This is a genomic window from Bradyrhizobium sp. USDA 4503, from assembly GCF_054055815.1.
In genome coordinates, this window is the sequence record NZ_JBSRXS010000001.1 from 6,168,941 (window position 1) to 6,193,474 (window position 24,534).

Below are 24,534 nucleotides of genomic sequence, written 5' to 3' on the forward strand. Positions count from 1 at the left end.
GCGTCAATTCCGGTCTTCCGGCAGCGTCGGCAGCGGCGAGACCTCGACGCCTTCGTCGATCAGCGCGCGGGCCTCTTCGGGCGAGGCCTCGCCGTAGATCGGCCGGTGCTCGATATCGCCGTAATGCATCTTGCGCGCTTCGTTCGGGAAGCGGTCGCCGACATTGTCGGCGTTCTTCACGATGTGGTCGCGCAGCTCCTTCAGCTTGCTGCGCAGCTCGCGCTCCTGCGCCATCATCAGCGATGTCGATTCATTGCCGGTCGCCTCGACGGGCGTCGCCGGCGCCGGCTGGGCCGGTTCGCGGCCCTTCTTGCTGACGACCTGGGGCGCCATGATGGCGCGCTCGACCTTGCTTGAGCCGCAGGACGGGCAATCGATCAGGTGACGCCGCTCCTGCGATTCATAGGCCGCGGAACTCTGGAACCAGCTCTCGAACTGGTGGCCGCGCTCACAGCGCAGCGTGTAGCGGATCATGCCGAACCCCGGACGAGGTGCAGATGCTCCGGGCCGGCCTTGGGGTCGGCGATGCCGAAACGCCTGCCATGCTGCAACGAAGGAATGGTCTTGCGTGCGGTCTCGACCTTGGCGGGATCGATCTCGGCCAGGAACACGCCCGGCTCGACGCCGCCCTCGGCGAGGATCTCGCCCCAGGGGTCGATGATCAGCGAATGGCCGAAGGTCTCGCGCTTGTTCTCATGCAGGCCGGCCTGCGCTGCCGCGAACACGAAGCAGCCGGTCTCGATGGCGCGGGCGCGCAGCAGCGTGTGCCAATGCGCTTCGCCGGTCTTGCGGGTGAAGGCGGACGGCACGGTGAGGAACGATGCGCCGGCTTCGGCCAGCGCGCGGTACAGCGCCGGGAAGCGCACGTCGTAGCAGATAGTCAGTCCGATCCGGCCCCAGGGCAGGTCGGAGATCACGGCAGTCTCGCCGGGCTGATAATTGGCCGATTCGCGATAGCTTTCGCCGCCCGGCAGATCGATATCGAACATATGGATCTTGTCGTAGCTCGCGAGCAGATTGCCCTCGGGCCCGATCAGGAACGAGCGGTTGACCGCCTTCTCCGGCGAGTAGCGCAGCGCCAGCGAGCCGATATGCAGGTGGATCTTCAGCTCGGCGGCCAGCGCGCGATACGCCTTCAGCGACTGGTCGTCCTCTTCGCTCGCCAAATGCTCGAACAGCGCCTTGCGGTTGAGCTGCATCATGTTGCTGACCTCAGGGGTCAGCACGTACTTGGCACCCTGCGCCGCCGCCTCGCGGATCAGCCGCGTGCCCTGCTCGAGGCTCGGCTCCGGCAGCAATCCGGTGCGCATCTGCACCATGGCGGCGGTGAAAATGTTCTCCGTCATCAGGCGCCGCCTCCGTTGCTGAGCAGGCCGTCGAGCTTGCCCTCGCGGTCGAGCGCGTAGAGCTCGTCGCAGCCGCCGACATGGGTCTTGCCGATGAAGATCTGCGGGAAGGTCGAGCCGGCACCGGCGCGGCCATACATCTCGTCGCGATACGCCGGGTTGCTGGCGACGCTCAATTCGGTGAACGCGGCGTTCTTGCGCGTCAAAAGCGATTTGGCCGCGCTGCAATAACCGCAGCCCGGGCGGGTGTAGATTTCAATGGCAGCGGTCATGGTGCGCTCGGTTGAACCAGAATGTCAGATTATATGGGAGCGCGGTGGGTATCGACAACCCGGGCAAACACCAGCACTTCGACCTGCGCGGCTTTGGCGCGGAGCAGTGCCCGTGCGCAGGCGTCCACTGTCGCGCCCGAGGTCAGGACGTCGTCGATCAGGATCACGCGGCGGCCCTGGACGTCAGCCTTGCGTTCATCGGCGACCCCGAATGCGCCCTGCACATTGCTGGCGCGATCCTTGCGTGACAGCCCGATCTGCTGCTCGGTGGCGCGGATGCGCCGCAGCGCTTCGGCAGCCATTTTGACGCCGCTCTGGAGCGCGATCACCTTGGCGAGCGCCCCGGACTGGTTGTAGCGCCGGCTCCAGCCGCGCCGCCAATGCAGAGGAACCGGAACCAGCAGATCGGCGTTGGCGAGCAATTCCTTCCCCGCCCGCGCCATCCAGCGACCCATTGTTGGCGCCAGATCGGTGCGATCCTGGTATTTCAATGCGTGCACCAGCGTGCGCGCGACATCGTCATAGCGCACCGCGGCGCGGGCTCTGCTGTAGGCCGGCGGATTGGCGATCGCCTCCATCGACAGCAACCCGGGCCCGGGATCGTAGACGAAGGGAATCCCAAGCCGCGGGCAGAACGGCGGCGCGATGAACGACAATCTGGCCCAGCAGGCCGCGCACACCCCCTCGCCATCGACCGGCTCGCGGCACGAAACGCATAGCGTCGGCAGCGCGATATCGAGTGCCAGCCGCGCCGTGCGCAGCCACGCGCCCCCGATCGCGCCAAGCGCGCGCTGGACGTGACCGGTAATGGAGCGTGTCGGTGATGCCTCGGCGTCCATGGCGGGCGAGGCTAGCGTTTGAGCAACGCCGGCTCAAGGCGCATTGCCTGCGGCGGCGGTCCGGCGTAACCAGCGGCATGACACCGAACCCGCCCTCAGCCCCCATCCTGTTCGACCGCGCCTTGCTCGGCGCGCGGCTGGCGCGCGCGCGGCGCGAGGGCGCGGCGACATTCCTGCTCGAGCGTGCCAGCGAAGATATGGCGGACCGCTTGCAGGCGGTATCGCGCAGCTTTTCGGCGGCGGCCGATGTCTGGACGCCGGGTGTCGGGCTCGCGGACGTCCTGCGCGGGCGTGTCGCCGCGGTCGATGCGATCGGTTTCAGCGAGGCGGAAGCGCTCGGTCTGGCGCCGGAGTCGCTCGATCTTGTGGTCTCCGCGCTGGCCTTCCAGTTCGTCAATGATCTGCCGGGCGTGCTGGCGCAGCTCCGCCGGGCGCTGAAGCCGGACGGGCTGCTGCTCGCTTCGATGCTCGGCGGCGATACGCTGACCGAGCTGCGGCAAAGCTTTGCCGCGGCGGAGGCGGAATGCGAGGGCGGGGCGTCGCCGCGCGTCGCACCGTTCGCCGATCTGCGCGATATCGGCGCGCTGTTGCAGCGGGCCGGCTTCGCGCTGCCGGTCACCGACGTCGACCGCGTCGTGGTGCGCTATTCAAGCGCGTTCGCGCTGATGGCTGACCTGCGACGCATGGGTGCGACCAATGTGCTGCGCGAGCGCCGCCATACCTTGACCCGCCGCGCCACCATGCTGCGGATGGCGCAGATCTACGGCGAACGCTTCGCCGATCCCGACGGCCGCATCCGCGCCACCTTCGACATCGTCTGGCTGTCCGGCTGGGCGCCGCATGAAAGCCAGCCGAAGCCGCTCAAGCCAGGGTCGGCGAAGGCGAGCCTTGAGGCGGCGGTGAAGGGGATGAAGCGTTAGGGACGCACGACGCAAGGGCTCCCTCTCCCGCTTGCGGAGGAGGGCAATTGCATATGGAATGAACCGATTCTTCCGCGCCGTCATGGCCCGGCTTGTCCCGGCCATCCACGTCTTTTCTCCGGTGGAAACGAAGACGTGGATGCCCGGGACAAGCCCGGGCATGACGAGTTTGTGGGAACTCCGATCGCCTCAAACGGCCATATGCGATTGCCCTGTCCTTGCGGGAAAAGGCGAGGGGAGCCTGCACGATTTCGGAATAATGGAATTATGCCGGTGAGTTGCCCGACGTGTCAAGTCGCCTGGTCGAACGCCTGCCACCGCCACCTGCTTTGCATGGGGTTGTTTTCGATATTTTGGCAGCGCGCCTCCCTCGCAAGCGGAAGAGGCGAAGAGGATCACAGCAACAGATCGATCAGATGCGGCAGCAGCGGGATGTCTGCGGGCGGCATCGGGTAGTCGCGCAGCTTGCTTGCGCGGACCCAGGCGAGGTTCTGGCCCTCGCGCGCCGCCGCGATGCCCTCCCAGCGCCGGCAGATGTAGAGCGGCATCAGCAGATGGAAGGTCTCGTAGGCATGGCTGGCGAAGGTCAGCGGCGCGAGGCACGGCTCGCTCACGGTGATGCCGATCTCCTCATGGAGCTCGCGGATCAAGGTCTGCTCCGGCCGCTCGCCGGGCTCGATCTTGCCGCCGGGGAATTCCCACAGGCCGGCCAGCGCCTTGCCCTCGGGGCGCTGCGCCAGCAGCACGCGCTTGTCGGCATCGACAAGCGCGCACGCGACGACGAGGGTCAGCTTGATGTCAGCCATGCGGCGGGGGATTCCTTCCAGTCTGCAAGCTTTCATTAACCAGCAACGCGCTGTCAGCCAAACGATTTATGCCCGCGCGGCTTTCCGCGATCGCGATAAGCCGGCCTTAATTCGTATCCGGCAGGGTGAAGGTTCTCATTTATCTGCCCATCATATTCTTTGCCGACATAACCCATGAGCACCTTGATCCGGACCATCAGCCGTTTCCGTCGCGATCGCTCCGGCAACATCGCAATGACCTTTGGCCTCGCTGTGCTGCCGCTCGTCGTCGCGGTCGGATGCGCGGTCGACTATTCCCGCGCCAACCAGATCCGCAGCAAGCTGATATCGGCCGCCGACGCCGCGAGCGTCGGATCGATCGCCAAGGCGTCGCCCGGCTTCATCGCCGCCGGCGCCATGACCTCGGACGGTGAGATCCAGGCGGGCGAAGCCGATGCGGCCAAGATCTTCAACGGCAACATCTTCAACCAGAACGGCTTCACGCTGACCAGCGTGACGCCGACCATGACCAAGACCGGCGGCGTCATCACCTCGACGGTCAAGTTCACCGCCGATGTCCCGACCATGTTCCTCGGCGTGATCGGACAAAGCAAGATGACGGTGACCGGCGCGTCGACCTCGACCGCGAACATGCCACTCTATATCGACTTCTATCTCCTGCTCGACAACTCGCCGTCGATGGGGGTTGCGGCGACGCCGGCCGACCTGACCAAGATGGTCAACAACACGTCCGACAAGTGCGCCTTCGCCTGTCACGACTACAACGACGCCAACAACTACTACAATCTCGCCAAGACGCTCGGCGTGACGACGCGGATCGACGTGCTGCGCAGCGCGACCCAGCAATTGATGGACACGGCCGCGAACACTGCGACCTATGTCAGCCAGTACCGGATGGCGATCTACGATTTCGGCGCCTCGTCGAAGACGATCGGCCTGCGCGCGCTGTTCTCGCTGTCGACCAGCCTGTCGAGCGCCAAGACCGCTGCCGGCAACATCGACCTGATGGGCGTCTACGGCAACAACGATACCTACACCGCCGACAAGGACAGCCAGTTCTCGACGGTGCTTCCGGCCATCAGCAACGCGATCAGCGCGCCGGGCCCGGGCACGGCGGCGGCGCCGATGAAATACCTGTTCTTCGTGTCCGACGGCGTGGCCGACGAACCGAATTCAAGCTGCCTGAAGCCGGTCAGCGGCGGCAATCGCTGCCAGTCGCCGATCAATCCGGCGTTGTGCACGGCCATCAAGAACCGCGGCATCAAGATCGCGGTGCTCTACACGACTTACCTGCAGCTGCCGACCAACGGCTGGTACATGACCTGGATCGATCCGTTCAACCAGGGCCCGTTCGGCCCGTCGCCGAACAGCCAGATCGCGCAGAACATGCAGGCCTGCGCGTCGCCGGGCTTCTATTTCGAGGTCAGCCTGACGCAAGGCATCGCCGACGCGATGAACGCGCTGTTCAAGAAGGCCGTCGCCGACGCGCGGATCAGCAGCTAGCGAAGCGCACACGCTCTATCACCGTCACCCTGAGGAGGCCGCAAAGCGGCCGTCTCGAAGGGTCGACGGCCAGGGTTTCTCTATGCGGCGCTCTCGTGGCCGTGCATCCTTCGAGACGCGCTACGCGCTCCTCAGGATGACGGGTAGGAAGGTGTGCGATTAAGACCGGTAATCTCCGTTGATCGCGACGTATTCCTTGGTGAGGTCGCAGGTCAGCACGCGGTCTTTGGCCTTGCCGAGGCCAAGCGCGACCTTGATCTGGATCTTCGGCGCCTTCATCGCCTCCGACACCTCTTTCTCGTTGTAGGAGGGGTCGCGCGCGCCGCTCTTGGCGACGCGGATGCCGTTGAAGGAGATCGAGAGCTTGTCGCGGTTGGCGGGCTCGCCGGCCTTGCCGACCGCCATCACCACGCGGCCCCAATTGGCGTCCTCGCCGGCGATCGCAGTCTTCACCAGCGGCGAATTGGCGATCGACATCGCGATTCTGCGTGCCGACGGTTTGGTGGTGGCGCCCTCGACCACGACCTCGACCAGCTTGCGGGCGCCTTCGCCGTCGCGCGCCACCTGCTCGGACAGATCAGCGAGGATCTGCTGGAACGCCTTGGTGAAGGCCTTCAGCCGCGGGTCGCCGGCGCGCGAGATCTTCGGCGCGCCGTTGGCAGCGGCGGCGCCGGTCGCGAAGGCGAGCAGCGTGTCCGAGGTCGAGGTGTCGCCGTCGATGGTCAGCGCATTGAAGGTGTCCTCGACGCCGGCCTTGAGCAGGGATTGCAGCACCGAGGCCGACAGCGGCGCGTCGGTGAAGATGAACGACAGCATGGTCGCCATGTCGGGCATGATCATGCCGGCGCCCTTGGCCATGCCGTTGATCGTCACCTTGGCCTTGCCGAGCTTGACGGTCGCGGTGGCGACTTTCGGGAAGGTGTCGGTGGTCATGATCGCCCTGGCCGCGTCCATCCAGCGATCGGGGGTCGCGGTCTGTGCGAGCTGCGCCAGCACGCCGTCGAACTTGGTGGCGTCGAGCGGCTCGCCGATCACGCCGGTAGAGGCGAGGAACACGTCCGATGTCGCGCAGCCGACCGCCTTCGCCGCGATCTGCGCGGTCAGCGCGGTGGACGCCTTGCCGGTCTTGCCGGTGAAGGCGTTGGCGTTGCCGGAATTGACCACCAGCGCGCGCGCGGCGCCGCCCTTCAGCTTGGCGCGGCACCATTCGACTGGCGCCGACGGGCACTTCGACTTGGTGAACACGCCGGCCACCGTGGTGCCCTTGTCGAGCAGCGCAAGCAGCACGTCGGTGCGCCCCTTGTAGCGGATGCCGGCGGCAGCGGTCGCAAGCCGCACACCCGCGATCACGGGCATCTCTGGAACGTCGGGCGGGGCGAGGGGGGAGACGGCGGTGGACATCGGCAAGCTTCCGGCTACGGGGAGGGAAGCGCTCCATAACATCTCGCCGCAAGAAGCGGGAGAGGGCTGCGATGCGAACGCGCTGTCATGAATCGTTCAAGGAAGCAGCAGCGCGACGAATGCGTAGATGGGGTAACGGGCCGGCCGCCCGCTCGCTACGGCGCAATTTGGAAGCGCGCTCGCGAGCGGCCTGTTGGTTGGAAGGCGGTCGTCCCTCAAACTGATGGTGTTCAACGGAGTCGGGCAAGCCCGCTCCAAGCATCATTAAGGGACGACCATGTACCACTATGCAGGAATTGACGTGTCTTTGGAATGCTCGAGCGTTTGCCTTGTCGATGGGACAGGCAAGATTTTGCGCGAGACGAAGGTTGCGAGCGAGCCGGCGGCGCTGATCGCCTGGTTCCGGTCGCTGGGTCTGGTACTGGAACGGATCGGGCTGGAGGCAGGCCCCTTGTCGCAATGGCTGTATGCGGGTCTGCGAGACGCAGGGCTTGCGGTCGAGCTGCTGGAAACGCGGCACGTTCGCGAAGCCTTCAAGTCGATGCCGGTGAAGACGGACCGCAACGATGCCCGCCGGATCGCGCAGTTGATGCGGCTCGGCTGGTTCCGGCCGGTGCACTGCAAGTCGGTCGCGGCGCAGGAGACCCGCGCCATCCTGACGGCGCGCAAGCTGCTGCAATCCAAGCTTCGCGATGTCGAGAACAGCCTGCGCGGCATACTTCGCGGTTTTGGCCTGAAGGTCGGTGCGACCACCGAGCGCACGTTCGCCGGACGCATCCGCGAGCTCGTGACCGGCCATCCCGGACTGGAGTTGGTCGCGGCGGCGCTGCTCCAAGCCCATGCGGTGCTGCTGCGGGAGTTCAAGAGCCTGGACAAGCACACCCAGAAGCTCGCCAGGACGCATCCATCCGCCAAGCTCCTGATGACAACGCCGTCCGTTGGTCCGATCGTGGCGCTCACCTATGCCGCGGCGATCGACGACCCGAAGCGCTTCCGCTCCTCGAAGGCCACGGGAGCCCACTTTGGGCTCACCCCGAAGAAGTACCAGTCCGGTGAGACCGACTACACCGGCCGCATCAGCAAGATCGGGGATGCCTCCGTGCGCGAGGCACTCTACCAGGCAGCTCACGTCATGCTGACCAAGCCGGTCAAGAATTGCTCGGCATTGAAGAGCTGGGCGATGCGGATCGCCCGGCGCGCAGGCATGCGCAAGGCCAAGGTAGCGCTGGCTCGCAAGCTCGCCGTGATCCTGCATCGCATGCTCGCCGACACCAAACCGTTCAACCCGATGACCAAGGCCATCTAGCCAGGAGCAGCAATCGGTTCCGGGCGGGCCACGACACCAGGCTCTCCCCGAGCGAAGTCCCTCCGCTGGGACGATGGATCCGGTCAGGCCGCCATCCGGGAAGTGGCTCACGACCACGCAATCCGTAGATTGGCCGGCCGGCTCCTCAATGCACCCCATCAGGCGACGGCCTTCGCGCCGATCCCGTACAGAAGCAAGTGCCCGGCGAGTGGATGACGCGAAAAGGGATTGACTAACCAAGGCCCGTTACAGAAGCCCGGATGGAGCGAAGCGCAATCCGGGACAGGTCCCTCCGCGGCAACAGACCCCGGATTTCGCTGCGCTTCATCCGGGCTACGAGGAAGCTGTAAAAAGCAAAATGGCCGGGACATGCCCGGCCATCGCGCATTGAAGCTATTGACGTCGCGAAGCTTACTTCTTCGCCGGCGCCATCTTGTTGTCGGCCGGCTTCGGCGCGTCCTTGGCGGCATCCGCCGGCGCGGCCGCGTCGGCCGGCTTGTCCATGCGCTCGACCTTGGCGGCCTCGCGCAGCTTGGCGACATAGTCGGCCTGGGCCTTGCGGGTCACATAGGTCTCGATCTGGGCCTTCACCTGCTCGAAGTCGGGCGCCTTGCGGTTGCGCTTTTCCTCGACCTTGATGATGTGCCAGCCGAACTGCGACTTGACCGGATCGGAGATCTTGCCCGGCTCGAGCGAGAAGGCGACCGCGGAGAATTCCGGCACCATTTGCTCCTTGGTGAAGAAGCCGAGGTCGCCGCCGTCGGAGGCGCCGGGGTCCTTGGACTTCTTCTTGGCGAGCTCGCCGAAATCGGCGCCCTTGTCGAGCTCGGCCTTGATCGCCTTGGCCTCGTCCTCGGTCTCGACCAGGATGTGGCGGGCGTGCACCTCCTGCTCGCCTGTGATCTGCTTGGCGGCCTCCTCATAGACCTTCTTCATGGCGTCGTCGGTGGTCGCGGCCTTGCCCTCGCTGGCAAGCAGGCTGTCCATCAACAGGCGGTTGCGGGTGAAGGCGAGCCGCTTCTTGAAGTCGTCATTGTTCTCGATCTTCTTGTCCTCGGCGGCCTTGGACACGATCTTCATGTCGATCAGGAAGGACAGCACGTTGTCCTTGCGGGTCGAGGGGTCCATCTGCTGCAGGCTCTGGCCGAGTTCCTCCTCGGCGAGCGCCACGTCGCTGGCGTGGATCTCCGAGCCGTTGACCTTCGCCAGCACCGGATCGGATTCCGCGGCCCGGACCGGGAGGCCGGCAGCCAGCACTGCGACAAGACAGCCCGTCGCGGCCAGGGTGGCGAGGCCGAGGCGCAGGCCGGTTTTGGTTTCCGGGGGCGAGGTGGTCATGCAAAATCCTTGTCTCAAAGGGGGGAAGCTCGAGCGGGGCGGACACTCGCCCAATCGTGTTACATTGGCAACGCGAAAGTCTTGTCAAAATGATGAATTCCTTGACATCTTGCCAGCGTTGACAACCCCCCGACCGGGCCATATCTCTGGCCAACCGCGTCAGCGGCGAGAGCGCTTATTTTGCTGCGTTTTTCGCCGTTGAACCCAGGATGGCCTGTTTCCCACTCAATTGGCGGAGGAGCCCCCGGGCCGGGGCTCGAACCGTAGCGCGTCACGTTGAGTTGATAGGCGATCCGGCGGACCATCTCAGGCTGTAATCCAAGACTGAATTCCAAGTTGAATTCCAACACTGAACGAAGACCGAACTCGAGACCGAAGAACAGGAATTTCGCATGATCGGCGCGCTCGCCCGCAAGTTTTTCGGCTCCGCCAACGACCGTCGGGTCAAGGGGTATCAGTCCCGCGTCAACGCCATCAACGCGCTGGAGCCCGAGCTCGTCAAACTGACGGACGATCAGCTCAAGGCCCGCACCGCCGAGTTCAAGCAGCAGCTCGCCAGCGGCAAGACGCTGGACGACATCCTGGTTCCGGCCTTCGCCACCGTACGCGAGGCCGCCAAGCGGACGCTCGGCCAGCGCCATTTCGACGTTCAGCTGATCGGCGGCATGGTGCTGCACGAGGGCGACATCGCCGAGATGAAGACCGGCGAAGGCAAGACGCTGGTCGCGACGCTCGCGGTCTACCTGAACGCGCTCGCCGGCAAGGGCGTCCACGTCGTCACCGTCAACGACTACCTCGCCCGCCGCGACTCCGGCTGGATGGGCCAGATCTATGCCTTCCTGGGGCTGACCACCGGCGTGATCGTGCACGGCCTCGACGACGCCGAGCGCAAGGCCGCTTATGCCTGCGACATCACCTACGGCACCAACAACGAATACGGCTTCGACTATCTGCGCGACAACATGAAGTACCGCCTGGAGGACATGGTCCAGCGCGAGCACTATTACGCGATCGTCGACGAAGTGGACTCGATCCTGATCGACGAGGCGCGCACGCCGCTGATCATCTCCGGCCCGCTCGACGACCGCTCGGATTTCTACAACACCATCGACACCTTCATGCCGAATCTCGCCAAGAAGGACGACTACGAGGTCGACGAGAAGCAGCGCACGGTGACGCTGACCGAAGCCGGCATGGAGAAGCTGGAGAACCTGCTGCGCGACGCCGGCCAGCTCAAGGGCGACTCGCTGTACGACGTCGAGAACGTCTCCGTCGTGCATCACGTCAACCAGGCGCTGCGCGCGCACACGCTGTTCACGCGTGACAAGGACTACATCGTCCGCGACGACGAGGTCGTCATCATCGACGAGTTCACCGGCCGCATGATGCAGGGCCGCCGCTATTCGGAAGGCCTGCACCAGGCGCTGGAAGCCAAGGAGCACGTCACGGTCCAGCCCGAGAACCAGACGCTGGCCTCGATCACCTTCCAGAACTATTTCCGGATGTACCAGAAGCTGTCCGGCATGACCGGCACGGCGCTGACCGAAGCCGACGAACTGTTCGACATCTACAAGCTCGAGGTCGTTGAGATCCCGACCAACCTGCCGGTGGCGCGCCTTGACGAGGACGACGAGGTCTACCGCACCCAGAACGAGAAATACGCCGCGATCCTTGCCGAGATCGAGCGCGCCAACAAGCGGCTGCAGCCGGTGCTGGTCGGCACGGCGTCGATCGAGAAGTCGGAAGTGCTGGCCGAGTACCTGAAGAAGCACGGCTACAAGCAGATCGACTTCACGTCCGAATCCGGCATGGAGAAGCTCTATGCCGCCGCGCGCGCCGGCAAGCCGGCAAAGCTGTTCGCGGTGCTGAACGCGCGCTTCCACGAGCAGGAAGCCTATATCGTCGCGGAAGCCGGCGTACCGGGCGCGATCACGATCGCGACCAACATGGCCGGCCGCGGTACCGACATCAAGCTCGGCGGCTCGCTCGAGATGCGGATCCAGCAGGAGACCGCCGGGATCACGGATGAGGCCGAGAAGGCCAAGAAGATCGAGCAGATCAAGGCCGACATCGAGCGCTTCCGCGAGATCGTGCTGAAGGCGGAAGAGGATTTCGAGGTCGAGCCCGCCAAGGGCAACAAGCCCGCGAAGACCGTGAAGAAGCCGGGCGGCCTCTACATCATCGGTTCCGAGCGTCACGAATCCCGCCGCATCGACAACCAGCTGCGCGGCCGTTCCGGCCGTCAGGGCGATCCCGGCCGCTCGAAGTTCTTCCTGTCGCTGGAAGACGACCTGATGCGCATCTTCGGCTCCGACCGGCTCGACAGCATGCTGCAGCGGCTCGGCCTGCAGGAAGGCGAAGCCATCATCCATCCCTGGATCAACAAGGCGCTCGAGAAGGCGCAGCAGAAGGTCGAGGCGCGCAACTTCGACATCCGCAAGAACCTCCTGAAGTTCGACAACGTCCAGAACGACCAGCGCAAGGTGATCTTCGACCAGCGCGTCGACCTGATGAAGGACGACAGCGTCGTCGAGACCGTGACCGACATGCGCCATGCCTTCGTCGAGGACGTGGTCGCCAAATACATTCCCGAGCACGCCTATGCCGAGCAGTGGGACACCGCCGGCCTCAAGGACGAGCTGAAGCGTGTGCTCGATGTCGATCTGCCGGTCGACGAATGGGCCAAGGAAGAGGGCATCGCCGACGAGGAGCTGCTGACGCGCATCGAGACCCATGTCGACGAGCGCATGGCCGCCAAGGTCGCGCAATGGGGTCCCGACGTGATGCGTTACGTCGAGAAGACCATCCTGCTGCAGACGCTGGACCATCTCTGGCGCGAGCACCTGATCATGCTCGACCATCTGCGCCAGGTGATCGGCCTGCGCGGCTATGGCCAGCGCGACCCGTTGCAGGAGTACAAGACCGAGGCCTTCAACCTGTTCCAGGAGATGAGCGCGCATCTGCGCGAGGCGGTCACCGCGCAGCTGATGCGGGTCGAGATCGTGCCGCCGGAGGAGCCGCCGCAGCCGCTGCCGCTGATGGAGGCGCACAAGCTCGATCCGAACACCGGCGAGGACGAGTTCGCGCAGGCCCGCCTGACCGAGGCGACCTACGCCCAGGCCTCGCTGGCGCCCGGGATGATTGCCACCGACCGCGATCCGAACGATCCGGCGAGCTGGGGCAAGGTCGGCCGCAACGAGGACTGCCCCTGCGGGTCAGGCAAGAAGTACAAGCACTGCCACGGCCGGTACGCGTAGCCGTCGCACGCGCTGAGGCGGCGGGCGACTGGCCGCCCGTCGAGCCGCATCGCTCTCAGCCGGCGAAGGCCTTGTCGAGATCGGCGATCACGATCTTCTGCATCTTCAGCATCGCCTGCATCGCGCGGTCGGCTGCCTTGCGATCGGGGGCGCTGAGATAGCGGCCCAGCGCGGTCGGGATCACCTGCCAGGACAGGCCGAAGCGGTCCTTGAGCCAGCCGCAGCGCGATTCCTGGCCACCGTCGGTGAGCTTCTCCCAGAAGTAGTCCACCTGCTCCTGGGTCTCGACGCTCAGGAAGAACGACACCGCCTCGTTGAACTTGTGCTGCGGCCCGCCATTGAGCGCGTGAAACCGCTGCCCCTCGAGCTCGAAGCTCGCCATGAAATCGCTGACGGTCTCGATCTTGGCGTTCGGAAACACCGATTGGTAGAAGGCGACTGCGTCGCGGACGTTGTTGTCGAGCCAGAGGAACGGCGTGATCGAAGTCATGACGGGAAATCCTCACTAGCGAGTGATCGGGTGGACCAGCGCGGCCAAGCGCGAAGGCTGCGCCGCAGGGCGCGCCCCAAGGACGCACCAAACCGCGGCATCCCGACATTTCCTGCCGGTCTTTTTTCGATGGTCTTGTTAGAAGCGCGCCGGGCCGGCGCGGCCTTAATTGGCGCTGCCGATCAGGCTTTCCAGCAGGCGCTTGAGCTCGGTGGTCGACTTGTCGCCATAGCTCTCGACGATGTGCTCCTCCTGGCTCACCGCGAGCGAGTTGAGCCGCCGGCACAGCGCCTTGCCGCGGTCGGAGACGAACATCAGCACCTTGCGGCGATCCTTGGGATCCTGGACGCGATAGACCAGCGCGTCCGACACCATGCGGTCGATCATCTTGGTCAGCGTCGGATGGTTGAGCAGCACAGCATCCGCAAGCTCGCCCATCGAGTGGCCGTTGCCGTCGGACAGCACCTTCAGGATGCGCCACTGCTCGACCGGCACGCCTTCCTTGGCGAGCCGCGTCTCCAACTGCCGGTTGATCTCCCGGTTGGCTTGCGCCAGCAGGTAGGCGAGATGTTCGGTGATCGGGGAATTTTCTTTCGGCGGTTTAGCCACGGCGTGAGACCTGGTTCCTGACCCGGTGAATGAATGTCCGGCAACTGATGCCGTTTCTATATGCACTTCAATTGTTGAATATTCAATATTTTCACCTAGGATATTCCCCCAACCAAGGGGCGGATGCCGCGACCGCCCGCTGGCTGCGTTGCGTACTGCTTCCCAGACAGGAGTTGGCGTGCTCTCGACGGTCTCTTTCCAGGCGTATGGCGGCATGCCCGTCGCGCCGCCGCTGCTGTTTCGAAATCCGTCGTCCTGCGCGGCCGATCTCGCTTTGACCGTCAAGCCGGGGTCCTCGCGCCGCGGCGGCACCGACAGCAAGCTTAGAATCGGCAATTTCATCACCTTCTCGGGCGCGCCCGGGATCTGGGGGCCGATCTCCGCCAACAGCGTCATGCTCGCGGTCGCCGAGATCAACCGCCGCGGCGGCATCCGCGGCCGCGAGGTCGAATTGTCGATGTACGACGCCGGCGGCCCGATCGAGGAGGTGGTGCGCCGCGCCGAGCGGGCGATCGCGTTCGACGAGATCGACGTGATCATGGGCTCGCATATCTCGGCGGTGCGCCTCGCGCTGCGCAAGGTCACAGCCGGCCGCATCCCCTATGTCTACACGCCGGTCTATGAGGGCGGCGAGCGGACGCCCGGCGTGATGGCGATCGGCGAGACGCCGCGCGCGGAAAGCCGGCCGGCGATCCACTGGCTCACCGAGGTCAAGAAGGCCCAGCGCTGGTACCTGATCGGCAGCGATTATGTCTGGCCCTGGCAGTCGCATCGCGCGGTGAAGCGCTACATCAAGGAGGCCGGCGGCCACGTCGTCGGCGAGGAATTTGTCCCGCTCGGCGAGGACAATCACGAGCCGCATCTGGCGCGGATTCGCGCAGCACGGCCAGATGTCGTGCTGATCACCCTGATCGGCACCGACAGCATCACCTTCAACCGTGCCTTCGCCGAGGCCGGGCTTGCCGCGACCACGCTGCGTTACGCCGGCGCGATGGATGAGACCGTGATGCTCGGCATCGGCCCCGACTCGACCCAAAACCTGTTCTGCGCCTCCGGCTATTTCGGCTGCATCGATTCGTGCGCCAATGACGACTTCCGGACCAGCTACCGCGCGATGTTCGGGGCACATGCGCCGCCGATCGGCTCGGTCGGGCAGTCCAATTATGAGGGGATGCGCTTTCTCGAGGCGGCGGCCAATCAGGCGCGCTCGCTGTCGATCGGACCATTGTCCGCCGCAGCGCACAACCTCGTCTACAGCGGCGCCCGCGGCACCGTCACCCTTCGCGACGGCCGCGCCGAGATGCCGATCTATCTTGCCGAGGCCGACGGTCTCGACTTCAATGTGATCAGGACGATCTAGATGGACCGGGCGATGCCGCGCTCGCCGCGCGGCTTGCCGGTGCCAGACAGGAGCAGGTGTGCATTCGACGCCCTACGTCATGGCCCGAACCTCGAGCAACAGGTATGGCGGCCTTCCATGCCCGCCATCCCTGTTGTTCCGGAACCTGACGTCTGCGCGGTCCGATCGGGTATTTTCCCCGATGGATCGGGACGGTTTCGGTCCGCGCGGTGCGCGCAGCCGGCTGCGGATCGCCGGCTTCGTCTGCTGCACCGGTTCGCCCGGGATGTGGGGACCGGCCGCGACCTCGAGTGCACAGCTCGCCGTCGCCGACATCAACCGGCGCGGCGGCATCCTCGGCCGCGAGGTCGAGTTCTCGGTCTATGACGCCGGCGGACCGATCGAGGACGTGCTCGATCGCGTCGAGCAGGCGATCGCGTCCGACGATGTCGATCTCATCATGGGCATGCACACCAGCGCGGTGCGCGTCGCGCTGCGCGGCCTGATCACCCGCAGCAAGATCCCCTACATCTACACGCCGGTCTATGAGGGCGGCGAGCGGACGCCCGGCGTCATCGCGATCGGCGAGACGCCGCGCTGGCAGAACCGGCCGTCGATCCACTGGCTGGCCGAGGCGAAGCGCGCCTCGCGCTGGTACCTGATCGGCAGCGACTATGTCTGGCCATGGCAGTCGCACCGCGCGGTGAAGCGTTACATCAAGGAGACCGGCGGGCTCGTGGTCGGCGAGGAGTTCGTGCCGGTCGGCGAGGATAATCACGAGGCGCAGCTGGAACGCATCCGCGCCGCGAAACCCGATGTCGTGCTGATCTCGCTGATCGGCACCGATAGCGTGACCTTCAACCGCGCCTTCGCCGATGCCGGCCTTGCCGCCACCACGCTGCGCTTTGCCGGCTGTTTCGACGAGACGGCGCTGCTCGGCATCGGCGCCGACAAGACCGAGAACCTTTACTGCGCCTCCGGCTATTTCCCCTCCGTCGGCTCACGCGAAGGCGACGATTTCAGGGACCGCTATCGCGCGATGTTCGGTGCGTTCGCGCCGCCGGTCGGCTCGTGCAGCGAGTCCGCCTATGAAGGGTTCTGCCTGCTCGAGGCCGCCGCCAAGCGCGCCGGCACGCTGGACATGCGGCCGCTGCTCGCGGCGGCGGACAACCTCGTCTATCGCGGCCCGCGCGGTCCGGTCACGGTGCGCAGCGGCCATGCCAGGATGCCGATGTATCTTGCCGAAGCCGACGGTCTCGACTTCAGGGTGATCAAGCCGATCTGAGCAGTGCGACAGCGTCGCCGGAAGGTCTTGCGAAATAATGCTTGAAAAGGAAAATATTTCCGTTTTCAATACAGCAACTGGGTGAGCGGTTCGCGCGGGCAACGCGCCGCTGCGCCCTGCGTCGAGGGATCAAATCCAAAGATCAAAACTATCAGGAGAGCGCCGTGACCGTCGTCCTTCCCACGCCAACGCAACTTCGTGCCGTCGCCGAGCAGTGCGGCCTGTCACTGACCGATGAGGATGTGGCCTCGTTCCGCGGCCTGATGCAGGGCTCGATCGACGCCTACAACGTGATCGCCGCGATGCCGGACGAACTGCCCGCGGTGAAATATCCGCGCACGCCCGGCTATCGCCCGGCTCCAGAGGAGAACCCGCGCAACGCCTGGTACTACAAGTCGACCGTGAAGGGCGCGGCGTCCGGCAAGCTCAAGGGCAAGACGGTGGCGCTGAAGGACAACATCATGCTGGCCGGCGTGCCGATGACGAACGGCTCGTCGACGCTGGAAGGCTATATCCCCGATTTCGACGCCACCATCGTCACGCGGATGCTCGATGCCGGCGCCGAGATCGCCGGCAAGACCCATTGCGAGCACTTCTGCCTGTCCGGCGGCAGCCACACCAACTCTTACGGAGCGGTGCACAATCCGCACAAGATGGGCTATTCGGCCGGCGGCTCGTCGTCGGGCTCCGGCGTCGTGGTCGCGCTCGGCGAGGTCGACATGGCGATCGGCGGCGACCAGGGCGGCTCGATCCGCATGCCGTCCTCGTTCTGCGGCACCTACGGCATGAAGCCGACCTGGGGCCTCGTGCCCTATACCGGCATCATGCCGATCGAGATCTTCGTCGACCACACAGGACCGATGACCGCAACGGTGGAGGACAACGCGCTGCTGCTCGAGGTGATCGCCGGCGACGACGGCTACGATCCGCGCATCAAGGCGCCCAAGGTCGAGGATTACACCAAGGCGCTGGGCAAGGGCGTCAAGGGCATGAAGATCGGCATCCTCAAGGAAGGCTTCGAGCAGCCGACCGCGGAAGCCGCGGTCAATGAAAGCGTGCGCGAGGCGGCCAAGCGCTTCAAGGATCTCGGCGCGTCGGTCGACACCGTGTCGATCCCGATGCACATGGTCGGCCCCGCGATCTGGACCCCGATCGGCACCGAAGGCCTGACCCAGACCATGATGTTCGGCGACGGCTACGGCCTCAGCCGGCCCGACCTCTATTCGACCTCGCTGATGGACTTCCATCGCGGCTGGCGCCGCCAGGCGGACTCGCTGTCGGAGACCACCAAGCTGTTCATGATGCTCGGCACCTACATCAACAACAATTTCGGTCCGCGCTTCTACGGCAAGGCGCTCAACATCTCCCGCCGCCTCACCGCGGCCTATGACAAGGCGTTCAAGGATTACGACTTGCTGCTGCTGCCGACCACGCCGATGAAGGCGCCGGCGCTGCCGGCGGCCAATGCCAGCCGCGAGGACTATGTCGCCCGTGCGCTCGAGATGATCACCAACACCGCGCCGTTCGACATCACCCACCACCCGGCGATGTCGCTGCCCTGCGGCATGGTCGACGGCCTGCCGGTCGGGTTGATGCTGGTCGGCCGGATGTTCGAGGAATCCACCATCTACCGCGCCGCGCACGCCTTCGAGCAGGCCGGCGACTGGAAGAAGATGTGAGGCGCCGCTTGTTGCAGACGCAGGCTGGATGGATCGAACGCCGGATCGAACGACATGGCTAGCACTTTTGCCGCGGCGTTCGAGATCGTGAGCTTCGGCGCGATCATCGTGCTGGTGGTGCTCGGGCTCGGCATCATCGCCAGCATGATGGGCATCTTCAACTTCGCGCAGGGCGAGTTCGTCCTGCTCGGGGCCTATGTCACCTATCTGGCCTACGCCCACGGCGCGCCGGTCTGGGCCGGCATGGTCGCGGCGCCCTTCGTGGTCGGCGCGATCGGCTTCGTGCTGGAGGCGCTGATCATCAGGCGGTTCTACGCCGCGCCGATCGTGGCGATGCTCGGCACCTATGCGCTCGGCCTGATCATCCGCGAGAGCGTGCGCGGCCTGATCGGCGGCTTCTATCTCACGGTGCCGGAGCCGATCGGCGGTTCGATCGACCTCGGCTCCGTCCACATCTCGGCCTGGCGCTTCACCATCATCGTGATCACGCTGCTGGTGATGGGCGGCTGCTATCTCTTGCTGGCGCGCACCTCGTTCGGGCTTCGGGTCCGCGCCACGCTGGAGAATCCGGCGCTGGCGCGCGCGTCGGGCATCTCGACGCCCCTGATCTACGGGGCAACCTTCGCGTTCGGCGCGGCGCTGGCCGGACTTGCCGGCGCGCTGATTGTGCCGGTGTTCAGCCTGTTCGCCGATCTCGGCATCCGCTTCCTGATCCAGGGCTTCGTCGCCGTGATGGTCGGCGGGGTCGGCTCCTTCATCGGTCCGGTCGCCGGCGCCGGTGTGATCGGCACGCTCAGCGCGGCGCTGCCTTGGGTGATGTCTCCTGTCGTCGCCGACGTCCTGGTCTTCGTGCTCGCCATTGCCTTCATCAAATTCCGCCCGCAGGGCCTCATATCGGGAAAAGGGGTTTAGTCAGATGTTCGATCGCACCAATCTCACGCGCCGCCGCTTCATGAGCAATTTCGCGTTCGCGACCGGCGCGCTCGCGACCGGGGTCGGCAGCTGGGTGGTCAGGCCCGACTGGGCCAACGCAGCGGAGGGACCGATCAAGGTCGGCATCGCGACCGACCTGACCGGCCCGATCGCCTATGCCGGCAACGCCGACGCCAACGTCGCCAAGATGGTGATCAAGGAGATCAACGCCGGCGGCGGCCTGCTCGGCCGGCCGCTCGAGCTCTACATCGAGGACACTGCCTCGAACGAATCGGTCGCGGTCGGCAATGTCCGCAAGCTGATCCAGCGCGACAAGGTCGACATGGTGCTCGGCGGAATCACCTCGTCGATGCGCAATGCGATCAAGGATCCGATCGTGGCGCGCGGCAAGACGCTCTACATCTATCCGCAGCTCTACGAAGGCAAGGAGTGCACGCCCTATCTGTTCTGCACCGGACCGACCCCGGCGCAGCAGTGCGACACCTTCATTCCCTGGCTGATCAAGAACGGCGGCAAGAAGTTCGCGCTGCCGAGCGCCAACTATGTCTGGCCGCACACGCTCAACGTCTACGCCCGCAAGGTGATCGAATCGAACGGCGGCGAGGTGGTGTTCGAGGAATACTACCCGCTCGACCAGGTCGACTTCTCGGCCACCGTGAACCGCGTCATCTCCAACAAGGTCGACGTCGTGTTCAACACCGTGATCCCGCCCGGCGTCGGCCCGTTCTTCAAGCAGCTTTATGAAGCCGGCTTCCTCAAGAACGGCGGGCGGCTCGCCTGCGTCTACTATGACGAGAACACGCTCAACATCAATCAGGCCAACGAGATCGAGGGCCTTGCGAGCTGCCTCGACTATTTCAAGGTGCTGACCAAGGAGGATCCGTTCGACGCCAAGCTCCAGGCAGCCTATGAGAAGGATTTCCCCGGCAACTTCCTGTTCGCGGCCGGCAGCGCCGCCACCGGAACCTATCGCGGCCTCAAGCTGTGGGAGGCGGCGGTCAAGGAGGCCGGCAAGGTCGACCGCGACTCCGTTGCGGCCGCGCTCGACCACGCCAAGATCGCCGAAGGGCCGGGCGGACCGGCGGAGATGGTGCCGGGCAAGCGTCACTGCAAGATGAAGATGTACACCGCTGTTGCCAAAGGCGGGAACTATGAGATCGTCGCGCGCAGCGACGGTCTCGTTGATCCCAAGGAATGCTGAGCGATCCATGGTTGGAGCAAGAGAGGCTGTCGCACGCGTCGGTGAGGAACCAGATGTCGTGACGGGCGAGGGTGCACCGGCCGCAAGCGCGCCGGCGGGACGGGTATCGGCAGGATGGAAGGTCCTGCCGATCGTGGAAGGGCTGGTGCTGCTGATCGCACTGGTCCTGCCATGGGTGCTGCAGGACTATCTGACGGTGTTCGCCACCCGCGTGGTGATCCTCGCGTTGTTCGCCCTGTCGTTCGACCTGGTGTGGGGCTATGCCGGCATCATGAGCTTCGGCCAGGCGCTGTTCTTCGGCGCCGCCGGCTACGGCGTGGCGCTCTTGGCGCGCGATCTCAACGTCACCTCGATCCTCCTGATCCTGCCTGCCGGAACGCTGATCGGGCTCACCGCGTCGCTGCTGCTCGGCGGCTTCCTGCTGCTCGGGCGTTATCCCTCGAGCGTGATCTTCGTCTCGCTCGGCACCCTCACCGGCTCCTATGCCGCGGACCGGCTGGCGCGCGGCTGGTACTATCTCGGCGGCCAGAACGGCATCCCGTCGATCCCGCCGCTCACCCTCGGCAGCTACGAGTTCGAGGAGGGGCCGATCTACTACTACATGGTGCTCGGCATCCTCGTGGTCGTCTATCTGCTCTGCCGCTTCCTGGTCCGCTCGCAATTCGGCCTCGCGCTCGCCGGCCTGCGCGAGAACGAGCAGCGCATCGCCTTCTTCGGCTACAAGGCGCAGCATCTGAAGGCGATCATCTTTGCAGTCGGCGGCACCATCGCCGGTCTTGCCGGCAGCCTCTATGCCTTCCACGAGGGCTTCGTCTGGCCCAACATGCTGGGCGTCGTGTTCTCGACCCAGGTCGTGCTCTACGTCTTGTTCGGCGGCTCCGGCACGCTGATCGGCGCCGTGATCGGCACCGTGATCATCGAGGGCGTCAGCTTCTGGCTGTCCGACAATTACCGCGACGTCTGGCCGATCATCCTCGGCGTGCTGCTGCTGCTCGTCATCATGTTCCGGCCGCTCGGGCTGATCTCCTTCGTGCTCGGCGAGCGCGAGCGGGTCGGCAGTTTCGGCAAAGCCCCGAAGGAGACCGGCAATGCCGCTCCTTGAGGCGCAAGGGATCAGCAAAGTGTTCGGCAAGCTGACCGCGCTCGACGGTGCAGCGCTGACCGTCGGCGAGAACGAGTTCCACGGCCTGATCGGCCCCAACGGCTCGGGCAAGAGCACGCTGATGAAATGCGTCGCCGGCGCCGAGGTGCCGACCACGGGCAAGGTCTCCTTCGTCAACACCGACATCACCGCGTTCACGCCGACCGAGCGCGCGCGCGCCGGCATGAGCCTGAAGTTCCAGATCACCTCGGTGCTGCCGACGCTGACGCTGTACGACAACATCCTGCTGGCGCTGCAGGCACACTGCTCGCTGTTCGACCTCGTGCTGTCGCGGACCCGCAAGAAGCTGCACGATCAGGTGATGACGATGCTGACCCAGTTCCGGCTCGCCGATCGCGCACATGATGCCGCCGCGGCCCTGTCGCACGGCCAGCAGCAATGGCTCGAGATCGCGATGGCGCTCGCCGGCAAGCCACGGCTGTTGCTGCTGGACGAGCCGACCGGCGGCATGAGCCTCGAGGAGCGCCGCGTCACCGGCGAGCTGTTGCAGCCGATCAAGCAGCATTGCTCGCTCGTCATCGTCGAACACGACCTCGATTTCATCCGCGACATCTGCGACCGCCTCACCGTGCTCGACCAGGGCAAGGTGCTGGCCTCGGGAACGGTCGCGGAAATCCAGGCCAACAAAAGCGTCCAGGAGATCTATCTTCGCCGTGCCTGAGCAAACCTTCCTCGATATCCGGCATCTCGACGCCGGTTATGGCCGCAGCCAGGTCCTGTTCGATGTCAACATCGGCATTCCCTGGCGCGGCGGCGTCGCCGTGCTCGGCCGCAACGGCGCCGGCAAGACCACGCTGATGAAGACCATCGTCGGCGAGCTCGCAAGCTCGCAGGGCGAGTTGTTCTTCGACGGCCGCGACATCACCCGCCGCCGCACCGAGGAGCGGGTGCGCTCCGGCATCGGCTATGTGCCGCAGGAGCATTCGGTGTTCGCCCGCCTGTCGGTGCGCGACAACCTCGCCGTCGGCTCGCTGTTCAATTCCGATGCCAGCGCCGTCGATCGCGTGCTGGCCATCTTTCCGAAACTCGGCCAGCGGCTCGACCAGCCGGCCGGCACGCTGTCCGGCGGCGAGCGCAAGATGCTGGCGATCGGCCGCGCCATGCTCGGCAATCCAAAGCTGCTGCTGCTGGACGAGCCGACCGAAGGCGTCTGGATCGGCGTGATCGAGGAGATCACCGAACGGCTGATCGAGCTCGCCAAAAGCATCTCGGTCGTGATCGTCGAGCAGCATCTCGACCTCGCGCTGCGCGTCGCCGACTATGCCTATGTGCTGGACCGCGGCCGCGTCGCGCTGCAGGGCGGCGCCAGCGAGGTGCGGAGCGATCCGGAACTGCTGCGCTATCTGGCGCCGTAGCAGGCTTCAATGCGGCAGGCGGTCGGCCTTGCGGCCGATCACGCCGTCTCCCGGCGTCCGCGTCCGCCGTGCCGATCGTATCTCGCGACGCACATACCAGGCCGCGACCGAGCAGATCAGCCAGGCCAGCGATGCCGCGATGAAGGCGGCCGGGACGCTGCGGCCCACCGTCAGCGCGAAGACGATGGCGAATGCCAGCATGCCGACCGCGCCGAGCGCTGCGCCCGCCGCATCGAGCGCCGCGGCCTGCTGCCCGCGCCACGTGCCGTCGAGGCCGGCGTTCCGCTTGCGGCGGATTTCATGCTTCTCGATGAGGGTGGCGCTGGCGCAGAAGATGGCGGGGAGTGCAAGAAAGGCGCCGCCGACATAGGCGCCGCACGTGCTGCTGATCAGTCCGGTCAGGACGGTGGCGCCGCCACCGAGCACGAAGCGGATCAGATATTCGGTCCACCGGCTTTCCCTGAGCGAGGACAGTGAGACGCGGACCGGTGTCATGCCTGTCCTCCGGCAACGCCCAGCAAGCCGAAGACGATCGCGAGCCAGACGACAAGCGCCAGCAAGGTGGCGGGGGCAGCGCGGAGCCTCGCGCGAATCAGCAATTGGCAGACCACGAAGCTATAGATGGCCAGCGCAACGGCGCCAGCCATCATCGCGCGGCTCTGCAGGCCGGCATAGTCGGTGCCGTGCTGGTACACGGCGATGCCGAGGGTGGCGAGCGCAACCGACGGCGCGGCGCCGAACAGCCCGGCGAAGCTCTTCGGACGCAGCACGTCACCCAGCATCGCGAAGGCCGACACCACGGCCCCGCCCACGAGAAAGCGGATGACATATTCGCTCATCGCGCCTTGCCCCGCGGTGGATCGTCACCGGGATAGCCGGTCCACAATCGCAGCAGCCGCTCGAGAAGTGCTCCGAGCCCGAATCCCGCGATCACGTCGCTCGTCCAGTGTGCGAGAACCATAATGCGCGTCAGCGAGAGGCCGACCGCGAGTGCCTGGATTGGGCGGCGCGCGCCGGCGGGCAATGTCGCTGCCGCCGACGCCAGCGCGCCCATATGCAGCGCGTGGCCGGATGGGAAGGCGTCGTCGCGCCTGCCAGAGATCGGGATGCCGTTGGCATGGCCGGCCACGGTCAGGCGATCCGGGCGAGTCTGGTTGAACAGCAACTTCAGGCCATGCGGCAGCAGCGATGCTGCGACCGTCACCAGCAGCGCGTGATTGCCGGCGCGCTCGAGCGAGGCACCGCGCCCGCGCGAGGCGAGCCAGCCTGCGGCGGCGAGCGCAAGCAGGACCTTTTCGTCAGCGCCCCAGGTCAGTGTGCGGGCGATCTCTTCCGGCGCAGGTGCGGTGTTGCGGGCGATCGCACGCGCGATCATGGCGTCCGCCGCGGTCGGGCGAATGGTGATCGGGAAGGGGGCGCCTCGCTGGCGGCGTGCGCGAACTCTGGTTGTCGTATCCATGGTCAGGTTCCCATCCAACGCACCAGGCGCGGCA

Annotated in this window: 24 protein-coding genes; 12 read left to right on the forward strand and 12 right to left on the reverse strand. The window is 65.6% G+C overall.

Going from position 1 to position 24,534, the window contains the following annotated elements; genetic code table 11:
* Positions 1-3: 3 nt before the first annotated feature.
* From ACVMIH_RS29365 to ACVMIH_RS29380, 4 genes are read right to left on the reverse strand one after another with little or no spacing between them, the layout of a single operon-like run.
* Positions 4-474, reverse strand: coding sequence for a DUF1178 family protein (locus ACVMIH_RS29365; RefSeq protein ID WP_456864308.1), 471 nt, complete (start codon positions 472-474; stop codon positions 4-6).
* The gene (locus tag ACVMIH_RS29370; protein ID WP_057015555.1) at positions 471-1,346 is read right to left on the reverse strand and encodes a carbon-nitrogen hydrolase family protein; all 876 of its coding nucleotides are present in this window, start codon (positions 1,344-1,346) and stop codon (positions 471-473) included. Before ACVMIH_RS29370 ends, ACVMIH_RS29365 begins: the two co-directional genes overlap by 4 nt.
* Complete coding sequence (gene grxC, locus ACVMIH_RS29375; RefSeq protein WP_057015554.1) at positions 1,346-1,618, reverse strand: glutaredoxin 3; 273 nt, start codon at positions 1,616-1,618, stop codon at positions 1,346-1,348. Before grxC ends, ACVMIH_RS29370 begins: the two co-directional genes overlap by 1 nt.
* Before the next feature lie 29 nt (positions 1,619-1,647).
* The gene (locus tag ACVMIH_RS29380) at positions 1,648-2,457 is read right to left on the reverse strand and encodes a ComF family protein (protein ID WP_456864310.1); all 810 of its coding nucleotides are present in this window, start codon (positions 2,455-2,457) and stop codon (positions 1,648-1,650) included.
* Positions 2,458-2,534: 77 nt separating this feature from the next.
* Between ACVMIH_RS29380 and ACVMIH_RS29385 the strand changes: the two genes are divergently transcribed.
* Positions 2,535-3,377, forward strand: coding sequence for a methyltransferase domain-containing protein (locus tag ACVMIH_RS29385; protein WP_057015552.1), 843 nt, complete (start codon positions 2,535-2,537; stop codon positions 3,375-3,377).
* A 395-nt stretch (positions 3,378-3,772) separates the two neighbouring features.
* Here ACVMIH_RS29385 and ACVMIH_RS29390 read toward each other — a convergent pair whose 3' ends face one another.
* The gene (locus ACVMIH_RS29390) at positions 3,773-4,183 is read right to left on the reverse strand and encodes a (deoxy)nucleoside triphosphate pyrophosphohydrolase (RefSeq protein ID WP_057015621.1); all 411 of its coding nucleotides are present in this window, start codon (positions 4,181-4,183) and stop codon (positions 3,773-3,775) included.
* Positions 4,184-4,357: 174 nt separating this feature from the next.
* On the opposite strand from ACVMIH_RS29390, the gene ACVMIH_RS29395 reads away from it, so the two are divergent.
* Positions 4,358-5,686 (forward strand): TadE/TadG family type IV pilus assembly protein, encoded by a 1,329-nt coding sequence (locus ACVMIH_RS29395; protein ID WP_057015622.1) that lies wholly within the window; start codon positions 4,358-4,360, stop codon positions 5,684-5,686.
* 159 nt (positions 5,687-5,845) lie between these two features.
* Here the strand turns inward: ACVMIH_RS29395 and argJ are convergent, their stop codons facing one another.
* On the reverse strand, positions 5,846-7,087 hold the full coding sequence (gene argJ, locus ACVMIH_RS29400; RefSeq protein WP_229189787.1) for a bifunctional glutamate N-acetyltransferase/amino-acid acetyltransferase ArgJ: 1,242 nt from the start codon (positions 7,085-7,087) through the stop codon (positions 5,846-5,848).
* Positions 7,088-7,364: 277 nt separating this feature from the next.
* Between argJ and ACVMIH_RS29405 the strand changes: the two genes are divergently transcribed.
* Positions 7,365-8,393, forward strand: coding sequence for an IS110 family RNA-guided transposase (locus ACVMIH_RS29405; RefSeq protein WP_057016162.1), 1,029 nt, complete (start codon positions 7,365-7,367; stop codon positions 8,391-8,393).
* Positions 8,394-8,804: 411 nt separating this feature from the next.
* On the opposite strand, the gene ACVMIH_RS29410 is transcribed toward ACVMIH_RS29405, so the two are convergent.
* Positions 8,805-9,731, reverse strand: coding sequence for a peptidylprolyl isomerase (locus tag ACVMIH_RS29410; protein ID WP_076824733.1), 927 nt, complete (start codon positions 9,729-9,731; stop codon positions 8,805-8,807).
* 392 nt (positions 9,732-10,123) lie between these two features.
* On the opposite strand from ACVMIH_RS29410, the gene secA reads away from it, so the two are divergent.
* On the forward strand, positions 10,124-12,988 hold the full coding sequence (secA, locus tag ACVMIH_RS29415) for a preprotein translocase subunit SecA (RefSeq protein WP_253588264.1): 2,865 nt from the start codon (positions 10,124-10,126) through the stop codon (positions 12,986-12,988).
* Between the two features lie 55 nt (positions 12,989-13,043).
* On the opposite strand, the gene ACVMIH_RS29420 is transcribed toward secA, so the two are convergent.
* Together ACVMIH_RS29420 and ACVMIH_RS29425 are read right to left on the reverse strand one after the other, a co-directional pair.
* Positions 13,044-13,478 (reverse strand): VOC family protein, encoded by a 435-nt coding sequence (locus ACVMIH_RS29420; protein WP_168858585.1) that lies wholly within the window; start codon positions 13,476-13,478, stop codon positions 13,044-13,046.
* Positions 13,479-13,643: 165 nt separating this feature from the next.
* Positions 13,644-14,087 carry a MarR family winged helix-turn-helix transcriptional regulator gene (locus tag ACVMIH_RS29425; RefSeq protein ID WP_016847408.1) on the reverse strand — a complete coding sequence of 148 codons (444 nt, stop codon included), beginning with the start codon at positions 14,085-14,087 and terminating at the stop codon, positions 13,644-13,646.
* Between the two features lie 178 nt (positions 14,088-14,265).
* Here ACVMIH_RS29425 and ACVMIH_RS29430 point away from each other — a divergent pair, with 178 nt between their 5' ends.
* The 8 genes from ACVMIH_RS29430 to ACVMIH_RS29465 all read left to right on the forward strand — a co-directional run bounded on the left by ACVMIH_RS29430 (position 14,266) and on the right by ACVMIH_RS29465 (position 23,041).
* Complete coding sequence (locus ACVMIH_RS29430) at positions 14,266-15,447, forward strand: substrate-binding domain-containing protein (RefSeq protein WP_456864314.1); 1,182 nt, start codon at positions 14,266-14,268, stop codon at positions 15,445-15,447.
* Between the two features lie 79 nt (positions 15,448-15,526).
* A complete protein-coding gene (locus tag ACVMIH_RS29435; RefSeq protein ID WP_456866579.1) occupies positions 15,527-16,711 on the forward strand; it encodes a substrate-binding domain-containing protein in 1,185 nt (394 codons plus the stop codon).
* A 164-nt stretch (positions 16,712-16,875) separates the two neighbouring features.
* Positions 16,876-18,390, forward strand: a complete 1,515-nt coding sequence (locus tag ACVMIH_RS29440) for an amidase (RefSeq protein ID WP_057015636.1) — start codon at positions 16,876-16,878, stop codon at positions 18,388-18,390.
* 54 nt (positions 18,391-18,444) lie between these two features.
* Positions 18,445-19,302: a branched-chain amino acid ABC transporter permease gene (locus ACVMIH_RS29445; RefSeq protein ID WP_028337306.1), complete on the forward strand. Its 858-nt coding sequence runs from the start codon at positions 18,445-18,447 to the stop codon at positions 19,300-19,302.
* Between the two features lie 4 nt (positions 19,303-19,306).
* Positions 19,307-20,524: a substrate-binding protein gene (locus ACVMIH_RS29450; RefSeq protein ID WP_028337305.1), complete on the forward strand. Its 1,218-nt coding sequence runs from the start codon at positions 19,307-19,309 to the stop codon at positions 20,522-20,524.
* Between the two features lie 7 nt (positions 20,525-20,531).
* Positions 20,532-21,626, forward strand: a complete 1,095-nt coding sequence (locus ACVMIH_RS29455; protein WP_253588262.1) for a branched-chain amino acid ABC transporter permease — start codon at positions 20,532-20,534, stop codon at positions 21,624-21,626.
* Positions 21,613-22,347, forward strand: coding sequence for an ABC transporter ATP-binding protein (locus tag ACVMIH_RS29460; protein WP_021081562.1), 735 nt, complete (start codon positions 21,613-21,615; stop codon positions 22,345-22,347). Before ACVMIH_RS29455 ends, ACVMIH_RS29460 begins: the two co-directional genes overlap by 14 nt.
* Positions 22,340-23,041 (forward strand): branched-chain amino acid ABC transporter ATP-binding protein, encoded by a 702-nt coding sequence (locus ACVMIH_RS29465; RefSeq protein ID WP_057015632.1) that lies wholly within the window; start codon positions 22,340-22,342, stop codon positions 23,039-23,041. Before ACVMIH_RS29460 ends, ACVMIH_RS29465 begins: the two co-directional genes overlap by 8 nt.
* 6 nt (positions 23,042-23,047) lie before the next feature.
* On the opposite strand, the gene ACVMIH_RS29470 is transcribed toward ACVMIH_RS29465, so the two are convergent.
* Genes ACVMIH_RS29470 through ACVMIH_RS29480 form a run of 3 tightly spaced genes read right to left on the reverse strand, consistent with a single transcriptional unit; the run spans position 23,048 to position 24,500 of the window.
* Positions 23,048-23,536, reverse strand: a complete 489-nt coding sequence (locus ACVMIH_RS29470) for a DUF3147 family protein (RefSeq protein ID WP_076824835.1) — start codon at positions 23,534-23,536, stop codon at positions 23,048-23,050.
* Complete coding sequence (locus ACVMIH_RS29475) at positions 23,533-23,880, reverse strand: DUF3147 family protein (RefSeq protein WP_057015633.1); 348 nt, start codon at positions 23,878-23,880, stop codon at positions 23,533-23,535. Before ACVMIH_RS29475 ends, ACVMIH_RS29470 begins: the two co-directional genes overlap by 4 nt.
* Positions 23,877-24,500: a phosphatase PAP2 family protein gene (locus tag ACVMIH_RS29480; RefSeq protein ID WP_168858590.1), complete on the reverse strand. Its 624-nt coding sequence runs from the start codon at positions 24,498-24,500 to the stop codon at positions 23,877-23,879. The genes ACVMIH_RS29475 and ACVMIH_RS29480 overlap by 4 nt, the downstream gene beginning before the upstream one ends.
* Positions 24,501-24,534 lie beyond the last annotated feature (34 nt).

Bases quoted from the DNA above. Each gene is read 5' to 3' on its own strand.
- ACVMIH_RS29365 (WP_456864308.1), bottom strand. From the start codon at position 474: ATGATCCGCTACACGCTGCGCTGTGAGCGCGGCCACCAGTTCGAGAGC.
- ACVMIH_RS29370 (WP_057015555.1), bottom strand. From the start codon at position 1,346: ATGACGGAGAACATTTTCACCGCCGCCATGGTGCAGATGCGCACCGGA.
- grxC (WP_057015554.1), bottom strand. From the start codon at position 1,618: ATGACCGCTGCCATTGAAATCTACACCCGCCCGGGCTGCGGTTATTGC.
- ACVMIH_RS29380 (WP_456864310.1), bottom strand. From the start codon at position 2,457: ATGGACGCCGAGGCATCACCGACACGCTCCATTACCGGTCACGTCCAG.
- ACVMIH_RS29385 (WP_057015552.1), top strand. From the start codon at position 2,535: ATGACACCGAACCCGCCCTCAGCCCCCATCCTGTTCGACCGCGCCTTG.
- ACVMIH_RS29390 (WP_057015621.1), bottom strand. From the start codon at position 4,183: ATGGCTGACATCAAGCTGACCCTCGTCGTCGCGTGCGCGCTTGTCGAT.
- ACVMIH_RS29395 (WP_057015622.1), top strand. From the start codon at position 4,358: ATGAGCACCTTGATCCGGACCATCAGCCGTTTCCGTCGCGATCGCTCC.
- argJ (WP_229189787.1), bottom strand. From the start codon at position 7,087: ATGTCCACCGCCGTCTCCCCCCTCGCCCCGCCCGACGTTCCAGAGATG.
- ACVMIH_RS29405 (WP_057016162.1), top strand. From the start codon at position 7,365: ATGTACCACTATGCAGGAATTGACGTGTCTTTGGAATGCTCGAGCGTT.
- ACVMIH_RS29410 (WP_076824733.1), bottom strand. From the start codon at position 9,731: ATGACCACCTCGCCCCCGGAAACCAAAACCGGCCTGCGCCTCGGCCTC.
- secA (WP_253588264.1), top strand. From the start codon at position 10,124: ATGATCGGCGCGCTCGCCCGCAAGTTTTTCGGCTCCGCCAACGACCGT.
- ACVMIH_RS29420 (WP_168858585.1), bottom strand. From the start codon at position 13,478: ATGACTTCGATCACGCCGTTCCTCTGGCTCGACAACAACGTCCGCGAC.
- ACVMIH_RS29435 (WP_456866579.1), top strand. From the start codon at position 15,527: ATGGCCCGAACCTCGAGCAACAGGTATGGCGGCCTTCCATGCCCGCCA.
- ACVMIH_RS29445 (WP_028337306.1), top strand. From the start codon at position 18,445: ATGGCTAGCACTTTTGCCGCGGCGTTCGAGATCGTGAGCTTCGGCGCG.
- ACVMIH_RS29450 (WP_028337305.1), top strand. From the start codon at position 19,307: ATGTTCGATCGCACCAATCTCACGCGCCGCCGCTTCATGAGCAATTTC.
- ACVMIH_RS29455 (WP_253588262.1), top strand. From the start codon at position 20,532: ATGGTTGGAGCAAGAGAGGCTGTCGCACGCGTCGGTGAGGAACCAGAT.
- ACVMIH_RS29460 (WP_021081562.1), top strand. From the start codon at position 21,613: ATGCCGCTCCTTGAGGCGCAAGGGATCAGCAAAGTGTTCGGCAAGCTG.
- ACVMIH_RS29470 (WP_076824835.1), bottom strand. From the start codon at position 23,536: ATGACACCGGTCCGCGTCTCACTGTCCTCGCTCAGGGAAAGCCGGTGG.
- ACVMIH_RS29475 (WP_057015633.1), bottom strand. From the start codon at position 23,880: ATGAGCGAATATGTCATCCGCTTTCTCGTGGGCGGGGCCGTGGTGTCG.
- ACVMIH_RS29480 (WP_168858590.1), bottom strand. From the start codon at position 24,500: ATGGATACGACAACCAGAGTTCGCGCACGCCGCCAGCGAGGCGCCCCC.